The 21,977-nt window shown below is 62.2% G+C and carries 21 protein-coding genes and 2 tRNA genes; 10 read left to right on the top strand and 13 right to left on the bottom strand.

The genetic code is table 11. The annotated features are described in order from the left end of the window. Nucleotides 1–21 precede the first annotated feature (21 nt). Nucleotides 22–2,643 carry a valine--tRNA ligase gene (valS, locus tag LDN85_RS12580; protein ID WP_223943227.1) on the top strand — a complete coding sequence of 874 codons (2,622 nt, stop codon included), beginning with the start codon at nucleotides 22–24 and terminating at the stop codon, nucleotides 2,641–2,643. Between the two features lie 338 nt (nucleotides 2,644–2,981). After that, nucleotides 2,982–3,857, top strand: a complete 876-nt coding sequence (locus LDN85_RS12585) for a DNA-formamidopyrimidine glycosylase family protein (protein ID WP_026548208.1) — start codon at nucleotides 2,982–2,984, stop codon at nucleotides 3,855–3,857. A gap of 34 nt (nucleotides 3,858–3,891) precedes the next feature. Here LDN85_RS12585 and LDN85_RS12590 read toward each other — a convergent pair whose 3' ends face one another. The 6 genes from LDN85_RS12590 to LDN85_RS12615 all read right to left on the bottom strand — a co-directional run bounded on the left by LDN85_RS12590 (nucleotide 3,892) and on the right by LDN85_RS12615 (nucleotide 9,159). Next, complete coding sequence (locus LDN85_RS12590; protein ID WP_026548209.1) at nucleotides 3,892–4,518, bottom strand: DsbA family protein; 627 nt, start codon at nucleotides 4,516–4,518, stop codon at nucleotides 3,892–3,894. A gap of 80 nt (nucleotides 4,519–4,598) precedes the next feature. Further along, entirely contained in the window at nucleotides 4,599–5,888 is a 1,290-nt protein-coding gene (gene clpX / locus LDN85_RS12595; RefSeq protein ID WP_026542392.1) for an ATP-dependent Clp protease ATP-binding subunit ClpX, read from the bottom strand. 182 nt (nucleotides 5,889–6,070) lie between these two features. Continuing rightward, the gene (locus LDN85_RS12600) at nucleotides 6,071–6,730 is read right to left on the bottom strand and encodes an ATP-dependent Clp protease proteolytic subunit (RefSeq protein ID WP_026542391.1); all 660 of its coding nucleotides are present in this window, start codon (nucleotides 6,728–6,730) and stop codon (nucleotides 6,071–6,073) included. A 39-nt stretch (nucleotides 6,731–6,769) separates the two neighbouring features. Further along, a complete protein-coding gene (locus LDN85_RS12605; RefSeq protein WP_026542390.1) occupies nucleotides 6,770–7,393 on the bottom strand; it encodes an ATP-dependent Clp protease proteolytic subunit in 624 nt (207 codons plus the stop codon). Between the two features lie 239 nt (nucleotides 7,394–7,632). Beyond that, the gene (gene tig / locus LDN85_RS12610) at nucleotides 7,633–9,015 is read right to left on the bottom strand and encodes a trigger factor (protein WP_026542389.1); all 1,383 of its coding nucleotides are present in this window, start codon (nucleotides 9,013–9,015) and stop codon (nucleotides 7,633–7,635) included. A gap of 69 nt (nucleotides 9,016–9,084) precedes the next feature. Further along, nucleotides 9,085–9,159 (bottom strand) — tRNA-Pro (locus LDN85_RS12615). A 128-nt stretch (nucleotides 9,160–9,287) separates the two neighbouring features. Here LDN85_RS12615 and LDN85_RS12620 point away from each other — a divergent pair. Beyond that, nucleotides 9,288–9,361: transfer RNA gene (locus LDN85_RS12620), tRNA-Gly, on the top strand. 111 nt (nucleotides 9,362–9,472) lie between these two features. On the opposite strand, the gene LDN85_RS12625 is transcribed toward LDN85_RS12620, so the two are convergent. The 3 genes from LDN85_RS12625 to LDN85_RS12635 all read right to left on the bottom strand — a co-directional run bounded on the left by LDN85_RS12625 (nucleotide 9,473) and on the right by LDN85_RS12635 (nucleotide 11,926). Then, nucleotides 9,473–10,360 (bottom strand): DNA-formamidopyrimidine glycosylase family protein, encoded by an 888-nt coding sequence (locus tag LDN85_RS12625; protein WP_223943228.1) that lies wholly within the window; start codon nucleotides 10,358–10,360, stop codon nucleotides 9,473–9,475. Continuing rightward, nucleotides 10,360–10,800, bottom strand: coding sequence for a ribose-5-phosphate isomerase (locus LDN85_RS12630; RefSeq protein ID WP_167332905.1), 441 nt, complete (start codon nucleotides 10,798–10,800; stop codon nucleotides 10,360–10,362). The genes LDN85_RS12625 and LDN85_RS12630 overlap by 1 nt, the downstream gene beginning before the upstream one ends. 121 nt (nucleotides 10,801–10,921) lie before the next feature. Next, nucleotides 10,922–11,926 carry a hypothetical protein gene (locus LDN85_RS12635; RefSeq protein ID WP_026548211.1) on the bottom strand — a complete coding sequence of 335 codons (1,005 nt, stop codon included), beginning with the start codon at nucleotides 11,924–11,926 and terminating at the stop codon, nucleotides 10,922–10,924. Nucleotides 11,927–12,060: 134 nt separating this feature from the next. Between LDN85_RS12635 and pepN the strand changes: the two genes are divergently transcribed. After that, entirely contained in the window at nucleotides 12,061–14,622 is a 2,562-nt protein-coding gene (pepN, locus tag LDN85_RS12640) for an aminopeptidase N (protein ID WP_223943229.1), read from the top strand. A 57-nt stretch (nucleotides 14,623–14,679) separates the two neighbouring features. Further along, nucleotides 14,680–15,159: an OsmC family protein gene (locus tag LDN85_RS12645; protein WP_026542384.1), complete on the top strand. Its 480-nt coding sequence runs from the start codon at nucleotides 14,680–14,682 to the stop codon at nucleotides 15,157–15,159. On the opposite strand, the gene LDN85_RS12650 is transcribed toward LDN85_RS12645, so the two are convergent. After that, the gene (locus LDN85_RS12650; RefSeq protein WP_223943230.1) at nucleotides 15,156–16,181 is read right to left on the bottom strand and encodes an epimerase; all 1,026 of its coding nucleotides are present in this window, start codon (nucleotides 16,179–16,181) and stop codon (nucleotides 15,156–15,158) included. The genes LDN85_RS12645 and LDN85_RS12650 overlap by 4 nt on opposite strands. Before the next feature lie 87 nt (nucleotides 16,182–16,268). On the opposite strand from LDN85_RS12650, the gene LDN85_RS12655 reads away from it, so the two are divergent. After that, on the top strand, nucleotides 16,269–16,967 hold the full coding sequence (locus LDN85_RS12655; protein WP_026542382.1) for a mechanosensitive ion channel domain-containing protein: 699 nt from the start codon (nucleotides 16,269–16,271) through the stop codon (nucleotides 16,965–16,967). Beyond that, complete coding sequence (locus LDN85_RS12660) at nucleotides 16,960–17,436, top strand: globin (RefSeq protein WP_026548215.1); 477 nt, start codon at nucleotides 16,960–16,962, stop codon at nucleotides 17,434–17,436. The genes LDN85_RS12655 and LDN85_RS12660 overlap by 8 nt, the downstream gene beginning before the upstream one ends. A gap of 3 nt (nucleotides 17,437–17,439) precedes the next feature. Here the strand turns inward: LDN85_RS12660 and LDN85_RS12665 are convergent, their stop codons facing one another. Further along, a complete protein-coding gene (locus LDN85_RS12665; protein WP_223943231.1) occupies nucleotides 17,440–18,111 on the bottom strand; it encodes a hypothetical protein in 672 nt (223 codons plus the stop codon). 63 nt (nucleotides 18,112–18,174) lie between these two features. On the opposite strand from LDN85_RS12665, the gene LDN85_RS12670 reads away from it, so the two are divergent. Beyond that, nucleotides 18,175–19,080, top strand: coding sequence for an acyl-CoA thioesterase II (locus LDN85_RS12670; RefSeq protein ID WP_026542379.1), 906 nt, complete (start codon nucleotides 18,175–18,177; stop codon nucleotides 19,078–19,080). A 109-nt stretch (nucleotides 19,081–19,189) separates the two neighbouring features. On the opposite strand, the gene ettA is transcribed toward LDN85_RS12670, so the two are convergent. Together ettA and LDN85_RS12680 are read right to left on the bottom strand one after the other, a co-directional pair. After that, complete coding sequence (ettA, locus tag LDN85_RS12675) at nucleotides 19,190–20,872, bottom strand: energy-dependent translational throttle protein EttA (protein ID WP_026542378.1); 1,683 nt, start codon at nucleotides 20,870–20,872, stop codon at nucleotides 19,190–19,192. A gap of 56 nt (nucleotides 20,873–20,928) precedes the next feature. Beyond that, nucleotides 20,929–21,198, bottom strand: a complete 270-nt coding sequence (locus LDN85_RS12680; protein WP_043433339.1) for a hypothetical protein — start codon at nucleotides 21,196–21,198, stop codon at nucleotides 20,929–20,931. Here LDN85_RS12680 and LDN85_RS12685 point away from each other — a divergent pair. After that, a complete protein-coding gene (locus LDN85_RS12685; protein ID WP_223943232.1) occupies nucleotides 21,188–21,421 on the top strand; it encodes a hypothetical protein in 234 nt (77 codons plus the stop codon). The two genes, LDN85_RS12680 and LDN85_RS12685, sit on opposite strands and share 11 nt — an antisense overlap. A 90-nt stretch (nucleotides 21,422–21,511) precedes the next feature. Further along, nucleotides 21,512–21,949, top strand: a complete 438-nt coding sequence (locus LDN85_RS12690) for an SRPBCC domain-containing protein (RefSeq protein ID WP_223943233.1) — start codon at nucleotides 21,512–21,514, stop codon at nucleotides 21,947–21,949. The last annotated feature ends 28 nt before the right edge of the window (nucleotides 21,950–21,977 follow it).

Consider the following 21,977-nt stretch of genomic DNA (forward strand, 5'->3'; position numbering starts at 1 on the left):
GGGCCATGAAACAATTGACCCATGGCTGAATCAACGCAGGGTACAGACACGCCCGCCACCGCCCCCATCAACGTTCCCGATAAGCCGGCCCTGGAGGGCCTCGAGGCTGCTTTGACGCAGCGCTGGCTGAATGAAGGAACCTACAAGTTCAATCCGGACACCACCCGGGAGCAGGTCTACTCGATCGACACTCCCCCGCCCACGGCATCCGGCTCGCTCCACGTGGGCCACATGTTCTCCTTCACCCAGACCGACGTCCAGGCCCGCTACATGCGGATGACCGGAAAGAACGTCTTCTACCCCATGGGCTGGGATGACAACGGATTGCCTACCGAGCGCCGCGTCCAGAACTACTACGGTGTGCGTTGCGATCCCGCCATCCCCTACAAGGCCGACTACACGCCCCCGGCACAGCCTGCAAAGAACCAGCGCGACTTCGACGTCGTTTCGCGCCAGAACTTCATCGAACTGTGTGAAGAACTCGCCGTTGAGGACGAGAAAGTCTTCGAAAACCTGTTCCAGACCCTTGGCCTGTCCGTGGACTGGGACCTGACCTACCGCACCATCGATGACACTTCCCGCGCCGTATCCCAGCGCGCTTTCCTGGCCAACCTCTCTGCCGGTGATGCCTACATGGCCGAGGCGCCCACGCTGTGGGACGTCACTTTCCGGACGGCTGTAGCCCAGGCAGAGCTTGAGGACCGCGAAGTCGCCGGTGCCTACTACCGCTACCCCTTCTTCACCGAAGACGGCGACAAGATCTTCATCGAGACCACCCGTCCGGAACTGCTGGCTGCCTGCGCGGCCCTGGTGGCAAATCCCGACGACGAACGGTACCAGCCGCTGTTCGGCAAGACCGTGAAGTCGCCACTTTTCGACGTAGAGCTTGAAGTCAAGGCCCACCCGCTGGCCAAAGCAGACAAGGGCTCCGGCATCGCCATGGTGTGTACCTTCGGCGACCTGACCGACGTCACCTGGTGGCGCGAGTTGCAGCTTCCCACCCGCGCCATCATGGGCCGCGACGGCCGCATCATTGCCGAGACGCCAGAGTGGATCACCACCGACGCCGGCAAGGAAGCCTACGCCGCTATCGCCGGCAAGACTGCTTTCTCCGCCAAGGAAGCCGTTGTTGAGCTGCTCAAGGCAGCCGATCTCCTGGACGGTGAGCCCAAGAAGATCACCCACCCCGTGAACTTCTTCGAGAAGGGTGACAAGCCCCTTGAGGTTGTCACCTCCCGACAGTGGTACATCCGCAACGGTGGCCGGGACGAAGAACGCCGCGAACGACTGATCGGCCGTGGACAGGAAATTACCTTCCACCCGGCCTTCATGCGTTCCCGCTACGAGAACTGGATTGCCGGCCTGAACGGTGACTGGCTCGTATCCCGCCAGCGCTTCTTCGGCGTGCCCATCCCCGTCTGGTACCCCCTGGATGCCCAAGGCAACCCGGACTACGACCACCCCATCCTTCCCTCGGATGAGATGCTGCCGGTAGACCCTGCCGCGGACGCTGCTCCCGGTTTCGAAGAAGCACAGCGTGACCAGCCCAACGGCTTCACCGGTGACGCCGACGTCCTGGACACCTGGGCCACGTCCTCCCTCACCCCCCAGATTGTGGGTGGCTGGAGCCGGGACGCGGACCTGTTCGCCAAGGTCTACCCCTTCGACCTCCGTCCGCAGGGCCACGACATCATCCGCACCTGGCTGTTCTCCTCTGCCGTCCGGGCCGACGCCCTGCAGAAGAACGCCCCATGGAAGCACGCGGCCATTTCGGGCTGGATCCTTGACCCTGACCGGAAGAAGATGTCCAAGTCCAAGGGCAACGTTGTGGTGCCCACCGATGTGCTGAAGGAATTCGGTTCGGACGCGGTCCGCTACTGGGCAGCCTCAGCCAAGCTCGGCGCCGACACTGCGTACGAAATCGCGCAGATGAAGATCGGCCGCCGCCTGGCCATCAAGCTGCTGAACGCCTCGAAGTTTGTGCTGAACCTCGGCGCCACGGAGAACTCCGTAGTGTCCGACGACCTCTCTGTCCTGACCAACCCGCTGGACCGTGCGTTGCTTGCACAGCTCTCCGACGTCGTTGCGCAGTCCACCAAGGCGTTCGAAAACTACGACTACGCCCGTGCGCTCCAGATCACTGAGTCATTCTTCTGGCAGTTCACGGACGACTACGTCGAGCTCATCAAGGACCGCGCCTACGGTGCCGCCGGTGAGACCGAGCAAGCCTCCGTCCTGGCCGCGCTGGCGACAACCCTGGACTCGCTCCTGCGGCTCTTTGCCCCGTTCCTGCCTTTCGCTACCGAAGAGGTCTGGGGCTGGTGGCGAGCAGGATCAGTCCACCGTGCAGAATGGCCCGCCGCCTTGGAAATCACCGACGGCGACACCACCATGCTGGGTACCGTGGGCATCGCGCTCAGCGGCATCCGAAAGGCAAAGTCCGAGGCCAAGGTCAAGCAGCGCACCGAGGTGCTTTCGGCATCCATCACCGCGTCAGAGGTCCTGGTAGCGCAGTTGAAGGCCGGCCTGGGCGACCTGAAAGCGGCCGCCAACGCCCAGGAGATCACCCTCCAGTCAGGCGAAGGCGACCTCACCGTGGCCGACGTCGTGCTGGCGCCGGCTGAGGAGACCACCGCGTCCTAGCGAGCGGCGTCCTCCCGTTCCAGGGCAAAGGGGAAGCCCCATCAGCGTTTTGCCGTTGGTGGGGCTTCGACTTTTCGGCTGTCTGGTGATGTCCTAACAGTCTGGCGGAATCCTTGGAATTTCAGGTCTTCCTACCTCATCACTGGTAGCCTGCTTCCAACTTTGCCGAAGGCTGCGTTGGTTGCAATCACTGAATCTTTGGTTTCCGTATCCCGCTTCTTTCGAAGTGGGTAAGAACCATTGTTGTCCTGCTGGCAGCCATGCACAAGACCTTCCGCAGAACTACAAACCTGTAGTTTTCCTGCACGTCCAAGGCTTCGTGTGGCAGAGTATTGACCATGCCGGAACTCCCCGAAGTGCACGGCCTGTGCATGTATCTGGACACCCAACTCAGCGGCGCCGTGCTCAACGAGGTCCGCATCAATTCCTTCTCTGCGCTAAAGACTGCGGACCCGCCTTACAGCCTGCTGGAGGGCCGTACCGTCAAAGGTGTGCGGCGCCTTGGCAAGTTCGTCTGCGTAGACGTCGATGGCCTGTTCTTTATCTTCCACCTGGCTAAAGCCGGATGGGTCCGCTACACCGAACATCCATCCTCTGCCGGACTGCGAATGGGCAAGAGCAACATCTCTGCAAGGCTTTTGCTGCACCGCCCTGAGGATGAGGCACACATCGGGGTGGACCTGACGGAAGCAGGAACCAAGAAGAGCCTGGCCATCTACGTGGTGCGTGATCCCCAGGATGTGCCGGGAATAGCTTCACTGGGGCCAGAGCCACTCAGCCCGGACTTCGACCAGGAAGCGCTGGCTGCAATCCTTGGGGCCAGTTCACAACAGGTCAAGGGATTGCTTCGAAGCCAAAGTGTCATCGCCGGCATCGGAAACGCCTACAGCGACGAAATCCTCCATGCGGCGAAGATATCTCCCTTTGCCATCGCCAAGTCACTGGACCAGGCAACGGTGGCACGGCTTTACGAGTCCATGCAGGAGATTCTGGTGGGAGCCGTCAACGCAGCAGCAGGCAAACCATCCAGCGAGCTCAAAGACACCAAGCGCAGCAACTTCCGGGTCCATGCACGCACCGGTCTTCCTTGCCCCGTGTGCGGGGATACAGTGAGGGAGGTGTCCTTCGCGGACACCTCCCTGCAATACTGTGCTACCTGCCAGACCAATGGAAAGGTGCTGGCTGACCGGCGGACGTCCCGGTTCCTAAAGTAGTTTGGCCCTTGGGCTTGCCTCGTTCAATTCAGGGCTAGTTGAATTCAGGGCTTTCAGTGCGGCTGCGCTTCAACTCAAAGAAGTGGGGGTATGCAGCCAAAGCAACCGTGGCATCCCAGAGCTTCCCTGCTTCTTCTCCCCGGGGGATCCGGGTAAGGACCGGGCCGAAGAACGCTGTGCCGTTCACCGCTACTACTGGGGTACCGACGTCCTGGCCCACCAGTGAGATTCCGGCTTCGTGGCTTTCCCTCAGCCGGGCATCGTATTCATCTGAAGTGGCGAAGCGCGCCAGGTCTGCGGGGAGGCCTACGTCGGCGAGGGCCTTCTGGATGACCGATGCGCGGTCCTTGTTTCCTTCGTGGTGGATCTGCTCACCCATGGCGTCGTACAAAGGCTTGACGTAGCTGCTGCCGTGAAGTTCCTGGGCGGCGATGATCACGCGGACCGGTCCCCAGCTGTCGTCCATCATGGCCCGGTAGCTCTCGGGGAGGTCGCGGCCCTCGTTGAGTACCGACAGGCTCATGACATGCCACTGGGTTTCGATGCCCCGAACCTGCTCCACCTCGCCGATCCAGCGCGAAGTGATCCACGCGAACGGGCAAACGGGGTCAAACCAGAAATCAGCCTTGTTGACGGTCTCTTCGGCAGTCTGTTCGGACACAGGGAACTCCTCTAAAAAGGTGTATGGGTGGCATGACGACGGCCCCTATGGAACCAGGTCTTGTTATGGGCAACAGGAGGCTATGCCGACTTATTCCGCCGTTTGGCCACCACATCATGGGCAATCATGGTGGGCTGCGCCTTCTTCAGCACAACGTCAGCTGTTATGACCACAGTGGCGATGTCGTCCCTGCTGGGCAGATCGAACATGACCGGCAGGAGCACTTCTTCCATGATGGCCCGCAGTCCACGGGCACCCGTTCCACGTTCCAACGCCTGGTCCGCGATGGAGTCCAAGGCGTCATCATCAAACTGCAGTTCCACCCCATCCAGCTGGAACATCTTCTGGTACTGCTTCACCAGCGCGTTCTTCGGGGTGGACAGGATCTGGATCAGCGCCGGCCGGTCCAGATTGGAAACGGTGGTAATCACAGGGAGGCGGCCGATGAATTCCGGGATCAGGCCGAACTTCAGCAGGTCCTCCGGCATGACCTCACCGTAACTATCAACGTTGTCCCGTGCCTCGTTCAGCGGAGCACCGAAGCCAATGCCCTTCCTGCCGGACCGTGAACCAATGATGTCTTCAAGGCCTGCAAAGGCGCCGGCCACGATGAACAGCACATTGGTGGTATCGATCTGGATGAATTCCTGGTGGGGGTGCTTGCGGCCGCCCTGAGGGGGTACCGATGCCACCGTCCCCTCAAGGATCTTCAGGAGCGCCTGCTGTACGCCTTCACCGGAAACGTCCCGGGTGATGGACGGGTTCTCGCTCTTGCGGGAGATCTTGTCGATCTCATCAATGTAGATAATGCCCTGCTCGGCCTTTTTGACGTCATAATCCGCAGCCTGGATGAGCTTGAGCAGGATGTTCTCGACGTCCTCACCGACATAGCCGGCTTCAGTCAGGGCGGTGGCATCGGCTACAGCAAAGGGCACGTTCAGTCGTCGGGCCAAGGTCTGGGCCAAATAGGTCTTGCCACAACCAGTGGGACCGATGAGCAGGATGTTGGATTTGGCGATCTCTACATCCTCGTGATGCGAACCCTCACCAAGGCTGCCGGTCTTGGGCGCGTGGCCTGCCTGGATGCGCTTGTAGTGGTTGTAGACAGCAACCGCCAGCGACCGCTTGGCAGGTTCCTGGCCGATGACGTATTCCTGGAGGAAATCGAAGATCTCACGGGGCTTGGGCAGCTCGAAACTGCCGAGATCGGAAACTTCAGCGAGTTCCTCTTCGATGATCTCGTTGCACAGCTCGATGCATTCATCGCAGATGTAGACACCGGGCCCGGCAATCAGCTTCCGTACCTGCTTCTGGCTCTTTCCGCAGAAAGAACACTTCAGCAGATCCGTGCTCTCGCCAATCCGAGCCATGTGGGAATCCCTTCGTTGCATGCGGGTGATGCGGCTCCGCGCCGTACTCAAGTGTGCGGCCAAGCCGCGGCTGGCACCACCGTGACAACATCCACTCTAGGTCACAATGGGCAGCTTGGGTGGAAACAGAACGCCGGTGCGGTCCATATTTCGCGAACCGCACCGGCGTCGAATTCCGTGTGCTACCGGGAGATTGCCTGGGGCTTGATCTTCCGGGAGTCAAGAACCTGATCGATCAGGCCGTAGCTCAGGGCGTCAGCCGCCGTGAGGATCTTGTCCCGCTCGATGTCGTTGTTGACTTGCTCGGACGTGCGGCCGGAGTGGTGTGCCAGCGTGTCCTCCAGCCAGGTGCGCATGCGCATGACTTCCGCAGCCTGGATCTCGAGGTCCGAAGCCTGCCCACCCTGGCCGCCGGACAGAGCCGGCTGGTGGATCAGGACCCGTGCGTTCGGCAGTGCCAGCCGCTTGCCCGGAGTGCCGGCTGCGAGCAGGACGGCAGCTGCACTGGCAGCCTGGCCCAGGCATACGGTCTGGATCTCCGGACGGATGTACTGCATGGTGTCGTAGATGGCTGTCATGGCCGTGAACGAACCACCCGGGGAATTGATGTACAGGGTGATGTCACGGTCCGGGTCCGTCGACTCGAGGACCAGCAGCTGGGCCATGATGTCATCAGCTGAAGCGTCGTCCACCTGGACGCCGAGGAAGATGATGCGGTCCTCGAACAACTTGGTGTACGGGTCCTGGCGCTTGAAGCCATAAGGCGTGCGCTCTTCGAACTGAGGCAGGACATAGCGGCTGGACGGGAGATTACCGGCAGACCATCCGAAGTTGTAGTTCATGTTCTTTACTCCTGGGGTTTCAGTGGTTCTTTGTGCCGGTTAGTTTTCGGAGTTCGACTCAGCGCCCGACTGGTTGGCCGTTCCGCCGCCGCCGGCAACAGAACCGGCGTGTGCCGAGATCTTGTCGAAGAAGCCGTACTCCAGGGCCTCGGCGGCCGTGAACCACTTGTCGCGGTCGTTGTCCTTGAGGATGGTCTCCACGGACTGACCGGTCTGTTCAGCCGTGAGTTCCGCCATGACCTTCTTCATGTGCAGGATCAGTTCTGCCTGGATCTTGATGTCCGAGGCCGTGCCGCCGATGCCGCCGGAGGGCTGGTGCATCAGGATGCGGGCATTAGGGGTGGCGTAGCGCTTGCCCTTGGTGCCGGAGGACAGGAGGAACTGGCCCATGGATGCTGCCAGGCCCGTTGCGACCGTGACGACGTCGTTCGGGATGAACTGCATGGTGTCGTAGATGGCCATGCCGGCCGTCACGGACCCACCCGGGGAGTTGATGTAAAGGTAGATGTCCTTCTCCGGGTCTTCGGCCGAGAGGAGGAGGAGCTGGGAGCAGATTGCATTGGCGTTCTCGTCACGGACTTCAGAGCCGAGCCAGATAATGCGCTCTTTCAGCAGGCGGTTGTAGATGTAGTTGTCCTGGGCTGCGGGATCGACAGTTGCCATCCGGGGAGCCTCTGATTGCTGTGACATAAGTACTTACCTCTCGCTGGTGCCAGTGACCTCACTGAACTTCACTACTTGGACACTAACCGTTTTCGGAGGCGATTTGTTCGCCGGAATCGCGCTGTTCGCTGACGGCGCACGTCTGCGAAGAGTGCCCATGTTCGGCCTTAAAGCAAACCGGCCCCGGATCAGGAGATCCGGGGCCGGTGGGAGCAGCTGCTAGAACTTCATTGCTGCTGTTAGAACTTCACTGCTGCGGGGTCGTCGCTTGCGGGAGCGTCGGCTTCCTCGGGAGCCTCGACAGCGGCGGCCTCTTCGGCTGCTGCTTCGCCGGCAGGGCGTACGAAGTCGGTGAGGTCAACCTTGTTGCCTTCGGAGTCGACAACCTCTGCCTGGCCCAGCACAACGGCCAGAGCCTTGCGGCGGCGGACCTCGGAAACCATCATCGGAACCTGGCCGCTCTGATCAATGATCTGGGCGAACTGGTTGGGATCCATGCCGTACTGGCTTGCGGTGGTGACGATGTAGTCGATCAGCTCGTTCTGGCTGACATCTACTTCTTCCTTGTCCGCGATGGCATCAAGGATGATCTCGTTCTGGAACGCACGCTCGGTGTTGGCCTTGACCTCCGCGCGGTGCTCCTCGGTGTCGTGGTCACCTTCGCCGTGGGCGTTCTCCGGGTTGAAGTGAGCTTCGATCTGCTCTTCGACCACGGAATCCGGAACCGGTACCTCTACGAGCTCAACGAGCTTGTCCAGGACCTTGTCGCGGGCTTCTACGCCCTGCTCGACTACCTTGGAGTCGGCAGCCTGCTTGGCGAGGTCCTCGCGGAGCTCGGCAAGGGTGTCGAACTCGGAGGCCAGCTGTGCAAAGTCGTCGTTTGCCTCGGGGAGCTCGCGCTCCTTGACAGCCTTGACAACAACCTTCACCTGGGCGGACTCGCCGGCGTGGTCGCCACCCACCAGGGTGGTGTCGAAGATTGCTTCCTCGTCAGCAGAGAGGCCGGTCACGGCTTCGTCCAGGCCTTCAAGCATGGTGCCGGCGCCAACCTGGTAGGACAGGCCTGCTGCGGAATCGATCTCTTCGCCATCAATGGTGGCGGTGATGTCGATGGTCAGGAAGTCATCGTTCTTGGCGGGGCGCTCAACGGACTTCAGCGTGCCGAAACGGCCACGCAGTTCGTCGAGGGACTTCTCAACATCAGCGTCGGAGGACTCTGCTGCAGCGACCTCGACCTTGATGCCGGCGTAGTCAGGGAGTTCGATCTCGGGGCGGACATCGATCTCCACCTGGAACTTGAGCTCACCATCGGTTGACGTGGGGTCCGGGACCTCGGTGATTTCAACCTCGGGACGGCTCAGGGGGCGAACGCCCGTTTCCTGAACTGCAGCCTGGTACCAGCCGTTGAGGCCATCGTTGATGGCCGTCTCCAGGACGTAGCCGCGGCCAACGCGCTGGTCAATCAGCTTGGTGGGAACCTTGCCCTTGCGGAATCCGGGGACCTGGATCTGCGAAGCAACGGTCTTGTACGCGGCATCGATGCTCGGCTTCAGTTCCTCAAAGGGAACCTCAACGTTGAGCTTGACCCGCGTTGCGGTGAGGTTCTCGACAGCGCTCTTCACAGTCTAAGTACTCCTGATTTTGTGGGTATGGGGTTCTGTCGCGTCCCTGAGGCGGACACAAACACAGAGTCGGGGTGACAGGATTTGAACCTGCGACTTCCTGCTCCCAAAGCAGGCGCTCTAGCCAAGCTGAGCTACACCCCGAATGCACAGGACAGTCTACGGGCAAGCGGGCCAGGAATGCACATTTGACACCGCCGCCGGAATTAGGTTTAGTTGTACCCGGCTTGAACAGCCACCGGGAAGATGTCCTGAACAGGGAGATCCGTCCTGGGGACGTAGCTTAATGGTAAAGCCTCAGTCTTCCAAACTGATTACGCGGGTTCGATTCCCGTCGTCCCCTCCAAGGGAAAACGCCCCGATCCATCGGATCGGGGCGTTTTTTGTTTCTGCTGCACCGGGTTGCTGCTGCTACAGGGCTGCTACTAGACCTCGCTGCTGCTACACCTCGTTGCTGCTACAACTGGCAGCCGGGGCACCAATACAACTTGCGTGCCCCGATCTCCGTCACGCCCACCAACGTCCCGCAGGCGCGGCAGGGCAGCCCGTTCCGCTTGTAGACGAAGTGGGCATCGGCGTCGGGCGCTGTTCCGGCCCCACCCGTCCACAGCGCAGGGGGCGTCGTAACAATCCGTCCTTCGCGGACGCCGTCGGACATCGTGTCCACCGTGTCATCCCAGAGACGGCCGGCCGTTTCAGCATCGATACTGGTACCCGGCGTCCAGGGATCCACCGCCTGCCGGAACAGCACTTCCGCGCGATAGATGTTGCCCACCCCGGCAAGGACGGACTGATCCATCAGCAGCAGGGCCACTGCCGTTTTACGACGCCGCAGGCGTCGGATGAACTCTTCGCGGTCGCCTGGCCGGTTATGCAGCGGGTCCGGACCCAGCCGCTCCATGACCACGGCCGCTTCTGCCGGCGTGATGGCAGCACAGGTGGTGGCACCGCGGAGGTCCGCCCAGCCATGGTCCGAGACCAGGCGTACACGCACGGCTCCCACGGGAGGAGGCGGCCCGGTATACGTGTCGTCGGCGGAAGAAGGGCCCGTTTCCCGTTCGCCGATACGTCGGGGCGCGCCAATGCTGGACGCGCCGGTAAACGAACTGTCTCCGCCAAAGCTCCAGGCGCCGTAAAGACCCAGGTGCACGTGAAGGAAGTGCCCGTGGTCGAACCGCAGGAAGAGCTGCTTTCCATGGGCGTTCGCTTCAACCATGGTGTGCCCGCTCAGGAGCTGGGCACCTGCAGCGAACCGGCCCTGCGGGCTGTATACGTCCAGGCGCCGGCCGCCAAAAACATCCTGGAACTGGCGGGCCAGCCTATGGACCGAATGCCCCTCGGGCACTACTCGACGATTTCGCCGGTGGTTTCGTACACCGCGATTTTTCCGATCCGGCGTACGTGGCGTTCATCATTGCTGAACGGTTCCTGCAGGAAGGCTTCAATGAGTTCGGTAGCTTCTTCAACCGAGTGCTGGCGGCCGCCAACAGCGACGACGTTGGCGTCGTTGTGCTCCCGGGCCAGCTTGGCGGTGGACAGGTTCCAGGCAAGTGCAGCCCGGACACCCTTGACCTTGTTTGCGGCAATTTGCTCACCATTTCCCGAGCCGCCCAGGACGATTCCCAAGGCGTGCACACCGGCTTCCTGGTCTGCCACGACGGCAAGTCCGGCGTTAATGCAGAAGGAGGGGTAGTCATCCAGGGCGTCGTACTCCTTGGGTCCGTGATCCACCACTTCATAGCCCTTGGCCGTGAGGTGGCTGACCAGGTGGGCACTGAGTTCCATGCCGGCGTGGTCGGTAGCGATGTGGACGCGGGGTGTAGTCACAGGAAGTCCATTCTTTCTGGGGCGCGGTGCGGCAACTGGCCGGGGCGCGGCGATGAGGGATGCGCTACCTAGGGTACCGCTACCGGGCTTGGTTGGACTGTCCGTCATCCCGGGCCCGGCGGGCTGCCCGGTTGAGGATACCGGCGAGTTTGTCCGCCGATGCCTGGGAACCGGCGCTGAGCGCTACCCTGCCTCCGTTGAGTTTCCTGACGACGACGGCGGGTCCACTGCTGACCAGCATTGCGGTGGCGTCATCATGGCGCCGCCAGCCCCATCCACCATAGTCAGCGGCTTTGACCTCTGCCGGAGCTGCTGCGGCGATTTCGACGGCGGGGACGGTCAGGACACGCAGGATGCCGCCGGCAAAGACCTGCAGGCCTCCCCTGTCGGCGCGCACGCGGGCAAAGAGGAATCCCGCACCGACCAAGGCTGCCACTGCCACCAAGGCACCGAGCCAAGGGACAACCACCGCGATCAGGGCAGCGGGGAACACGGCGGAGACAATGATCATGATGAAAACCGAACTCCGGGCATGGACCCATAAACGCAGCGTGTCCCGGGCCAGATCCGGATCTTCCAAGAGCGTCAGCTCCTGCTGGAGGGCAACGTCGTCCTCGCGGGTCCAGCGTGGGTCAGGTTTGAACGCGAACATCATCACCACACCGAGTGCAACCGCCGCCCCGCTGCCCATGGCCAGCACGATCGGGTCCACATGGGACTCGCGTGCCTCGGACAACCCGGACTGCCCCACCAGCCCGGCCGCCACCACAGTGGTGATGAAAAGGCTCACTGTCAGGCCAAGGCCCATCATGACTCGACGCATGACAACGGGCCGGGTAATCGAAACCGCCTGCAGGAAGACCGCCCAACCGCAGAAGGCGATGAGGGCTGCGCCGCCGGCAACATAGGCGCCGAAGGGCGCGAACGAAGTGCCGCCGTCGGCGTTCCACATAACGGCCACAGGATTGGGAAGGTCATTCCGGAGCATTTGGGCGCACACCACGAAGCCGGCCGAGAGGAGCAACGGAAAGGCAATCGCGAACCTCAAGGCGCGGAAATCGACAGTGTCCCGGAACGATCCCATAAGCCAACGCTACTCCGCGGGACGACACTGTGGTGTACCGTCCTTGCCTTCCAGCCATGGAGTGAAAGAATGACTTCACACCATCGTCCGGCCGCGATTGGCCGGGACACCCCAGAAACTTCCGGAGGCACCACTTGCCAGGCCTGAACCTCACGCGCGACGAAGCCGCGATCCGCGCCCAACTGCTCACTGTCGAGTCGTACAACGTCACCTTGGACCTGACCAAGGGCCCGGAGGTCTTCGGTTCAACCACCGAGGTCAAGTTCTCCGCAACGCCGGGATCCTCAACTTTCATCGACGCGATCACAGCCAAGGTGCACAGCGTGACCTTGAACGGGACGGAACTGGACCCTGCGGAGGTCTCGGACGGAGTACGCATCCAGCTCCCGGACCTTGCTGCCCGGAACGAACTCGTAGTTGTGGCGGACGCTCCGTACATGAACACGGGCGAAGGACTCCACCGCTTCGTTGACCCCGTGGACGGCGAGGTCTACCTCTACACCCAGTTCGAAGTTCCGGACTCCCGGCGTATGTTCGCCGTCTTTGAGCAGCCCGACCTCAAAGCAAGCTTCACCTTTACCGTTACCGCGCCCTCGCATTGGGATGTCATCTCCAACTCCCCCACCCCGGTACCCCTTGAGGCACCCGCCGGTGAAGACGGCCGCGGCCGGTCGGTGTGGAAATTCGCGCCTACCCCCCGGCTGTCCTCCTACGTCACCGCATTGATCGCCGGGCCCTACGAGTCGGTCCGGTCCGAGGTCACCAGCTCAGACGGGCGCGTCATCCCACTGGGAGTCTTTGCCCGCAAGTCCCTCATGCAGTACCTGGACGCGGAGAACATCTTTACCCTGACACGTCAAGGATTTGAGTTCTTCGAAGCCCAATTCGGCTGCCCTTACCCGTTCGAAAAGTACGATCAGTTGTTCGTTCCGGAGTTCAACGCCGGCGCCATGGAAAACGCCGGCGCCGTGACCATCCTTGAGGGCTACGTGTTCCGCGGAAAGGTCACCGGAGCCCAGATCGAACGCCGTGCCATCACGGTCCTGCACGAGCTCGCACACATGTGGTTCGGGGATCTGGTGACAATGCGCTGGTGGAACGATCTCTGGCTCAATGAATCCTTTGCCGAATACATGTCCCACCTTGCCGCTGTGGAGAACACCGAATTTGACCGCGCGTGGACCACTTTCGCATCCGTGGAAAAGTCCTGGGCCTACAAGCAGGACCAGCTGCCCACCACCCACCCGATCTTTGCCGCGATCAACAACCTCGAAGACGTGGAAGTGAACTTCGATGGCATCACCTATGCCAAGGGCGCTTCGGTGCTCAGGCAATTGGTGGCATGGGTGGGTCCGGAGCAGTTCATGGCCGGAGTCCGCACCTATTTCGCCAAGCACGCCTGGAAGAACACCGAACTCTCCGACCTCATGGTGGAGCTTGAAGCCGCCAGCGGACGCGATCTGGACGTGTGGGGCAAACTTTGGCTCGAGACAGCCGGCGTCAATACCCTCGCTCCGGAGTTGAGCGTCGATGCTGAGGGAACCATCACCGGTTTTTCGATCCTGCAGACCGCGATCGAGGAACAGCCCACCCTTCGTCCGCACCGGCTCGCAGTTGGCTTCTACTCGCTCTCCGGTGAAGGAAAGCTGGAACGTACGCACCGTGAGGAGCTCGACGTCGATGGCCCGCGCACGGAGGTCCCTGCCTTGGTGGGCAAGGCACGTCCTGACCTGATCCTGCTCAATGATGACGACCTCGCCTACGCAAAGGTCCGTCTGGATCCGTACTCCCTGGCCACGGCAAAGGCACACCTGAAGGACTTCGCAGCCAGCCTGCCACGCACGCTGGTGTGGGGTTCAGCCTGGGATGCAGCCCGGGACGGCGAAACCCCCGCACGCGGCTACGTGGACCTGGTCCTAGCCAACATTGCCCACGAAACGGATTCCTCGGTCATCCTGGTCCAGCTTCGCCAACTCGCCACCACGTTGACCTACTACGTCGCCGCCGAACACAAGGCCGCGGCCACCACGGCAGCGGCTGACAGGCTCTGGGAGCTCGCATCCTCAGTGGAGGCAGGCTCGGACGCCCAGCTCCAATTCGCCAAGTCCTTCACCCAGCTCGCCCGCAGCGGCGGACAGTTGGACCGCATCCAGGCCCTGCTGGACGGAACCGAAACGCTGGAAGGTCTCACAGTGGACCAGGACATGCGGTGGGAGCTGCTGACCGCATTGGTGGCCGGCGGACGCCAGGGCCAGGAACGGATCGACGCCGAACTCGACCGGGACAACACCTCCAACGGCCAGAATGCCGCCGCCCAGGCGAAAGCTGCGATCCCCACCGCGGAAGCCAAGGCGGCTGCGTGGGAGGCAATTGTGGTGACCGGAGAACTCTCCAATGCCCTGCAGGCTTCCGCGGTGGCCGGGTTCATGCGCGTCCCGGACACTTCCCTCCTGGAGCCCTACGCCGAAAAGTACTTTGACGCCGTGCCGGCAATTGTGAAAGAGCGTACGCATGCCCTGGCGCAGCAGATCGTGGTGGGGCTCTACCCTGCCCAGCTCACCACCCAGGACACGGTGGACCGCACGGACAGGTTCCTGGCGGCTTTGCCCGAGGACAGCGCCGCCCTTCGCCGGATGATGCTGGAGAACCGCGACGGCGTGGCGCGCGCACTCCGGGCACGGGCAGCTGACGTTTAGGCAGGGATCCTGTGGGGCCCGTGCGGACAGTGAATGCCATCTGGCTAGACTGTCCGCATGGGCCTGAACGAACACCACTATGCGCTGACCGTCCGCTGGACCGGAAACCTCGGCGAGGGCACGGCCGGTTACCGGAGCTATTCACGGGACCATGAGATCGAGATTCCGGGCCTGCCCAGTTTGCAGGGGTCTGCTGATCCCACCTTCCACGGTGACAGGTCGCGCTACAACCCCGAGCAATTGCTTCTGGCAGCCCTTTCGCAATGCCACATGCTCTCGTTCCTCCATGTCGCCGTCAAACACGGTGTGGTGGTTACCGCTTATGAGGACGCAGCGGAGGGCCTGATGAAACTCAACAAAGACGGCAGCGGCCAATTTGAGAGCGTAACGCTGAAACCGCGTGTCGCTGTTGCCGATCCCGCACACGCCGATGTGATGGAGCAGTTGCATCACGAGGCCAACCAGGTCTGCTTCATCGCCCGCAGCGTCAACTTCCCCGTACTGCACGAACCAAGCACGACGACGGCCGCCGCCTAGCGCTGCCGGGCCCGCCATAGTGCCACGAGCCGTTGTTCGGTATCGCGGCTGAGGCCGGCTTTGCGTTCCCTGTTCAGCCCCTTGCGCCTTTCATCCTCGAGGGTCGCTGCCAGGGTTTCCTGCCATGGCCGCAGCACCATTCCCCGCTCACGGGCAGCACGGTTTGTCCGGGACTGGAACCCGTCATGGTCCGCCGGCAGCCACAGGGGAAGTGAATCCGGACCTGCCCAGTATTCGATTCCCTGCTCCACGAGCCACTGTTCGTCGACGGGCACAACGTCGACGGGCACAACATTGTCCACGGCGTCACCGACTGCGCCGGCTGCCGCCCGCTGCGACTCCGCGAGGTAATCCTCGAACCGGACCACATCTCCCAATGCGTTGAAAGTCCCCACCAGGCCTTCCACTGCCGATTGCAGGATCCACGCCGCCAGATCCCGGACATCGATGATCTGCGTGGAGTCGTCCGGAATGTTCGGGACCAGCACCGGGTGGTTGTTTGCCGCGAAGCGGGCAGGCCAATAACCGTATCTGTCAGTACCGTCCCCCGGGCCGCTGATGAGTCCGGCCCGCACGATGTGTGCTTTCTCCCCCACCCTGGCCAGCGTCAGCTGCTCGATCGCGGATTTGGATTCGCCGTAGGTCTCCGGGGTGCCGGCGATTCCGGCGGGCAGCGGCTCCAGAAGCTGCGCGCCCTCATCGGCGCCGGGCACCGAATGGTCGGCATAGACGGAGCAACTGGAGACAAACGTCCAGTGCCCGGCAGCAGGGCCCAGGGCATCCAGTGCCTCTCCTGCCTGCACTGGTTCCCTCGATACCTCCACCACTGCGTCCCACCGGCCGCCGAGCCCTGCATAAGCCGCCGCACCCATGGCGCGGTCGCCCCTGACCCAGGTGGCGCCGTCGGGCGGGTGCGCTGAGGAACCACGGGCAATGCAAGTGACATCGTGCCCGGCAGCAAGAGCCTGCCGGGCGATTTCTGCGGACAGGAAGGCAGTACCGCCCAGGACCAGGATGCGCATACAGTCACGCTACGGCGCTAGGGTTGTAGGTGGACAGAGTGTTCCGCGCCCGGCGAACACGGGCCGACGACAAGGAGAAATTCACCCTTGACCTCCATCCCCCTGGCAGAAATTGTCACTTTGGAACCCGAAAAGATCGATCTCGTTTCCATCCTCATCACCTTGGGCGTTGGCCTGGGCGTCTGGATCGTTGCGCGGTTCGTTATTCTACGCATCACCCGGCGGGTATCGGCCGGAAGTTCCTTCTTCAAGAAACCGCATTTCAAATGGGTGCAACCGGCCATCCGGGCCCTTGACCATGAGCGGCGCTCCCAACGCGCTGAAACCATCGGCACACTGTTGACGAGCCTTGTGAGCGTCGTGGTGGTGGTCATCGTCATCATCTATGTCCTCAAATACATGAACGTGGACGTGGCACCACTGCTCACCAGCGTTGGCATCCTGGGTGTCGCCATCGGCTTCGGCGCCCAGCAATTGATCCGCGATTTCCTCGCGGGAATCTTCATCACTATCGAAGACCAGTACGGAATCGGCGATGTCATCGTCACCAGCGAAGTGGTTGGTACCGTTGAGTCGGTGGGCCTGCGCATCACCCGGGTCCGTGCCGAAGACGGAGCCATCTGGTACCTGCGCAACGGCGAAATCCTCCGCGTGGGCAACCGCTCCCAAGGGGACTACGTACCGCTGGATACTCCGGACGCCACCGATCAACCCGGCGCATCAGCCGCCCCTGTCACAGCAGGCGCGCCGCGCGTCGCCAAAGCCGAGGAGAAGTCCAATGAGTAATACCCCGGACGGGCAAGCCCCGGCGCCGCATGCAGGTCCTCGTCGCCAGCTGATGCAGAACGATCCCTTCAGCCAGCCTGCTTACACGGACAGCTTCTACGCTGCAGTGGGCGGTCACGAGACCTTCGTGAAGCTGATCGACGTCTTCTACGACGGAGTTGCCACGGATCCCCTGCTGCGGCCCATGTATCCCGAGGAAGACCTGGGCCCGGCCAAACGCCGTTTCCTGATGTTCCTGGAGCAGTATTGGGGCGGTCCCACCACCTACGGCGAAGAACGGGGCCACCCGAGGTTGCGCATGCGCCACATGCCCTTCCAGGTAACCCCTGAAGCCAAGGACCGCTGGCTGTTCCACATGCGGACGGCGGTGGACTCACTGGAGCTCTCCCCGCTGCATGAGGGCACTTTGTGGGACTACATGGAACGGGCTGCCCTGACCATGGTCAACAGTCCTTCGTCCGGCGCCTGAGTCCTAGAAGCCGATTCCCAGGCCCGCACCGGTGCGGACCAGCACATGGCCGCGGGGGCCGCTCAGGCGGAACCAGCGGCCGTTCCGGAAGACCTTCTGCTGTGCGTCGCCCAAAAATCCGAGGCCGAAAGCTGCGAAGGCTGCACCTGCAGGGAGGCCTCCACCTCCGGGAAGCTCGCGGCCCCACACCGCTGCCCTGGCACTGTTGACCACTGCGGCACCTGCCAAAGCCGGAATAACGCCGGCCACCTCGGCAATGCCCGCCTCAGCCGCTGACTTGAGGTCGGCGTCGAGCATTGATCCTTGCGCTTCCCAACCTGAGCGGGGCGCGCCAACGCCGGCCCAGGACTCCGAAACGGTCGACGGCGGGATGGGGAGTTCGACGTCATCGGCACTTGAGCGCGCCAACCGGTCCATGACCGAAGACAGCGTCACCGTGACATCGGCGTGGGCATCCTCAGCCAGGGCCATGGTCCGCAGGCCGAGGATCGTCGGGGTGGACTCACCCAGGATGCGAGGGCGAAGGACGCACACGTAGGCGGCCAGAACACTGCCCGCGGCCTGGAGGCGGATGGCTCCGTCGTCGATGCTCTTGGCGCGCGTCACGAAGGTTTTCAAGTCAGCGAGGTCGCGGGGATCGGCGAAGCGGAAGGACTGGGTCAAGACGTCTGTCACATCATCGACTCTACCGGCATGTCCCCGGTTGAGAGGGGTCGGGGCGGCGTCTAAAGTCGAACCATGACTGAGACGAACGCTGGCCTTGAAGTTCAAGCACCCGCAGAAGACCCCATGGATGTGCTGATCGGCCTGCTGGACCTTGGTGATTTTGACGGTGCCCGGACCAATGAGGATATCTTCCTTGGCCCATCCCAGAAGCAGCCCCGGCACCGGGTTTTTGGCGGCCAGGTTTTGGCGCAGTCGATGATGGCCGGCATGCGCACCGTGGAACCGGACAGGGTGGCGCACTCCATGCACGGCTACTTCCTGCGTCCCGGTGATGCCAACAAACCGATCACCTTCGGAGTGGAACGGCTGCGGGACGGGCGTTCCTTCTCTGCCCGGCGCGTTCACGCCTACCAGGACGGCGTGCCCATCCTGTCCATGATCGCCTCCTTCCAGGTTGAAGACACCGGACTGGACCATCAAGCCACCATGCCCGAGGGCATCCCGGACCCTGAATCACTGCCCAGCACCGCGGAACTGCTCTCGCACTTCGACCACCCCATGGCGCGGCATATGTCATCCGAGCGCCCCTTCGACGTCCGTCACATCGATCCGGCACTGTACGTGTCCGCTCCCACCGAGCACGTAGCCCGCAACGCCGTGTGGATGAAAACCATGGGTCCCCTGCCCGATGACCCCAACCTTCACCGGGCAGCATTGGCCTACGCCAGCGACTACACGCTGCTCGAGCCCATCCTCCGCGCCCACGGCCTTGCATGGATGACGCCCGGAATGAGCGTCGCCAGCCTCGACCACGCCATGTGGTGGCACCGACCCGTGCGGGTGGACGAATGGATGCTCTACGTCCAAGAGTCACCCAGCGCCCAAGGTGCGCGCGGGCTGGCCACGGGTCGCATCTTCAACCGCGACGGCCTGCATGTTGCCACCGTCGCCCAGGAAGGCATGGTCCGCATCCCCTAGGCTTTCGAGGCCCCGGCGATCTGCCGGGAGTTCACGCCGAGGCGTTAAACCGGAAAGGCCGGCCCCCGAGGGGCCGGCCTTTCTAGTTATGTGCCTTCGCGACGGGTTTCTAGTCGCGGGTCAGGCGGCGGTGCGTGACGCGGTGCGGCTTGGCGGCATCGGGGCCGAGTCGCTCCACTTTGTTTTCCTCATAAGAGTCGAAGTTACCCTCGAACCAGTACCACCTGGACGGGTTCTCCTCGTCGCCTTCGTAGGCCAGGATGTGGGTAGCTACCCTGTCCAGGAACCAACGGTCGTGCGATACCACTACAGCGCAGCCCGGGAATTCGAGAAGGGCGTTCTCAAGGCTGCTCAGGGTCTCGACGTCGAGGTCGTTGGTAGGTTCGTCAAGCAGCAGCAGGTTGCCACCCTGCTTGAGGGTCAGCGCCAGGTTCAAGCGGTTACGCTCACCACCGGAAAGGACACCGGCCTTCTTCTGCTGGTCCGGTCCCTTGAAACCAAAGGCCGAAACGTAGGCGCGCGAGGGCATTTCCACCTGGCCTACCTGGATGTAATCCAGGCCTTCCGAAACAACTTCCCAGAGGGACTTGTTGGGATCGATGCCGCCACGGGACTGGTCCACGTAGGAGATCTTCACGGACTCGCCGATCTTGAGCTCGCCGTCGTCCAACGGCTCCATGCCGACGATGGTCTTGAAGAGCGTGGACTTACCAACACCGTTGGGGCCAATAACGCCCACGATGCCGTTGCGGGGCAGGGAGAACGACAGGTCCTCGATCAGGACGCGATCATCAAAGCCCTTCTTCAGGTTCTTGGCTTCGATCACCAAGGAACCCAAGCGCGGTCCCGGCGGAATCTGGATCTCTTCGAAGTCCAGCTTGCGCGTGCGCTCGGCTTCGGCAGCCATTTCCTCGTAGCGGGCCAGACGGGCCTTGGACTTGGTCTGGCGGCCCTTGGCGTTGGAGCGCACCCACTCAAGTTCCTCGGTCAGGCGCTTGGACAGTTTGGCGTCCTTCTTGCCCTGGACCTCGAGGCGGGCCTTCTTCTTCTCCAGGTACGTGGAGTAGTTGCCCTCATACGGGTACAGGTGGCCGCGGTCAACTTCAGCGATCCACTCCGCTACGTGATCAAGGAAGTAGCGATCGTGGGTCACGGCGAGGACAGCACCGGGGTACTGGGAAAGGTGCTGTTCCAGCCACAGCACGCTCTCGGCGTCCAAGTGGTTGGTGGGCTCATCGAGGAGCAACAGGTCAGGCTTCTGGAGCAGGAGCTTGCACAGAGCAACGCGGCGGCGCTCACCACCGGACAGGACAGTGACATCGGCATCGGCCGGAGGGCAACGCAAAGCGTCCATGGCCTGTTCGAGCTGGGAGTCAATGTCCCAGGCGTCAGCGGCGTCAATGGCTTCCTGAAGCTTGCCCATTTCATCCAGGAGCGTCTCGTAATCCGCGTCCGGGTTGGCCATTTCCTCGGAGATCTCATTGAAACGCTGGATCTTGCCGTAGATCTCGCCTACACCTTCCTGGACGTTGCCCAGGACAGTCTTTTCCTCGTTTAGCGGCGGCTCCTGCAGGAGGATACCCACGGTGTAGCCGGGGCTCAGGCGGGCCTCGCCGTTTGACGGGGTGTCCAGTCCGGCCATGATCTTCAGGATGGTGGACTTGCCAGCACCGTTCGGTCCGACGACGCCAATCTTCGCGCCAGGGTAGAACGACATGCTGACATCGTCCAGAATAAGTTTGTCGCCAACGGCTTTGCGAGCCTTGGTCATCGTGTAAATGAATTCCGCCATGCCCTTAAATCTAATGGCTAGGCCTGCTTAACTCACATTCGTGCCCCGCGGCGTCGCTAGCGGGCGTCTCCCACGAAGCATTTGCCGGTAGCCAAGACGGGCAGGACCGACACCACGACTCCGCCGTCACGGATCTGCCCCATGACGCAGCTCTTGCCTGCTAAGGCCGCAGCCTCCATCGCATCCACGTCCAGGCCGGTGGGCGTACGGCTGACCGAGACTTCTACATTGGCCTTCGGGATCCCTGCGGAGACCAACGCCGCACGCAGAGCTTCCTGGTCCGGTTTGGGGTTGGCGGCCACGAGGCTTTTCAGCGTGGTTTCCATTGTTGTCGTCGTTGCGGCAACGGCCGGGTCGACGGGCGCTGTGCCCTGCAGGGAAGCGGAAGGCGCCGGATTTGTTCCCGCCCGTGCCGGGGACGCCGGAGTTGCCGAGCAGCCGGTCATCGCCACCATTGCGGCCACTACCAGCGACAACGCCGATCCGCGGATTCTTCCGGCCCTTGCTGACTTGCCGTCCGACGGCATCGTTCCCCTGCTTATCACTTAGCCATTGTGCCATTCACGTGGCGCGATGACCGGCGTAGCGTTCAGATGAAGAGGATTTAGTTGTCCCGATTGCGGAATGGAGAACACCACCATGAGTGAGCAAACCCCTGATGCCGTTGCATCAACCACCATCGACGCCGTGCCTGAAAAAGTCTGGGAGGCACTTACCGACCCCTCCCTCATCAGGGAGTACTTCCTGGGAACCAACGTGACAACATCCTGGCGGGTGGGAGAGCCGATTACGTACTCGGGCGAGTACAACGGCACCGCGTATGAGGACAAAGGCATAGTCCTTGCCTTCGATCCCCCTAAGCTGCTGAAGACCACGCACTACAGTCCCGCTTCGGGGCTTCCTGACGTTCCCGCGAACCATCACACCGTGGAATATGACGTTGCCGGCGCCGATGGCCGAACAACCGTGACCATCACGCAGGGCAACAATTCCAGCGCCGAAGAAGTTGCACAGTCCACCAAGACATGGACGCTGGTATTGGGGAACCTCAAGGAGTTCCTTGAGGCGAAGCAATAAAGAGAGCATCCCCCTGGAATCGTGTCCA

It is taken from the genome of Arthrobacter sp. StoSoilB20, from assembly GCF_019977295.1.
In the GTDB taxonomy this organism is placed as follows: Bacteria; Actinomycetota; Actinomycetes; order Actinomycetales; family Micrococcaceae; genus Arthrobacter; species Arthrobacter nicotinovorans_A.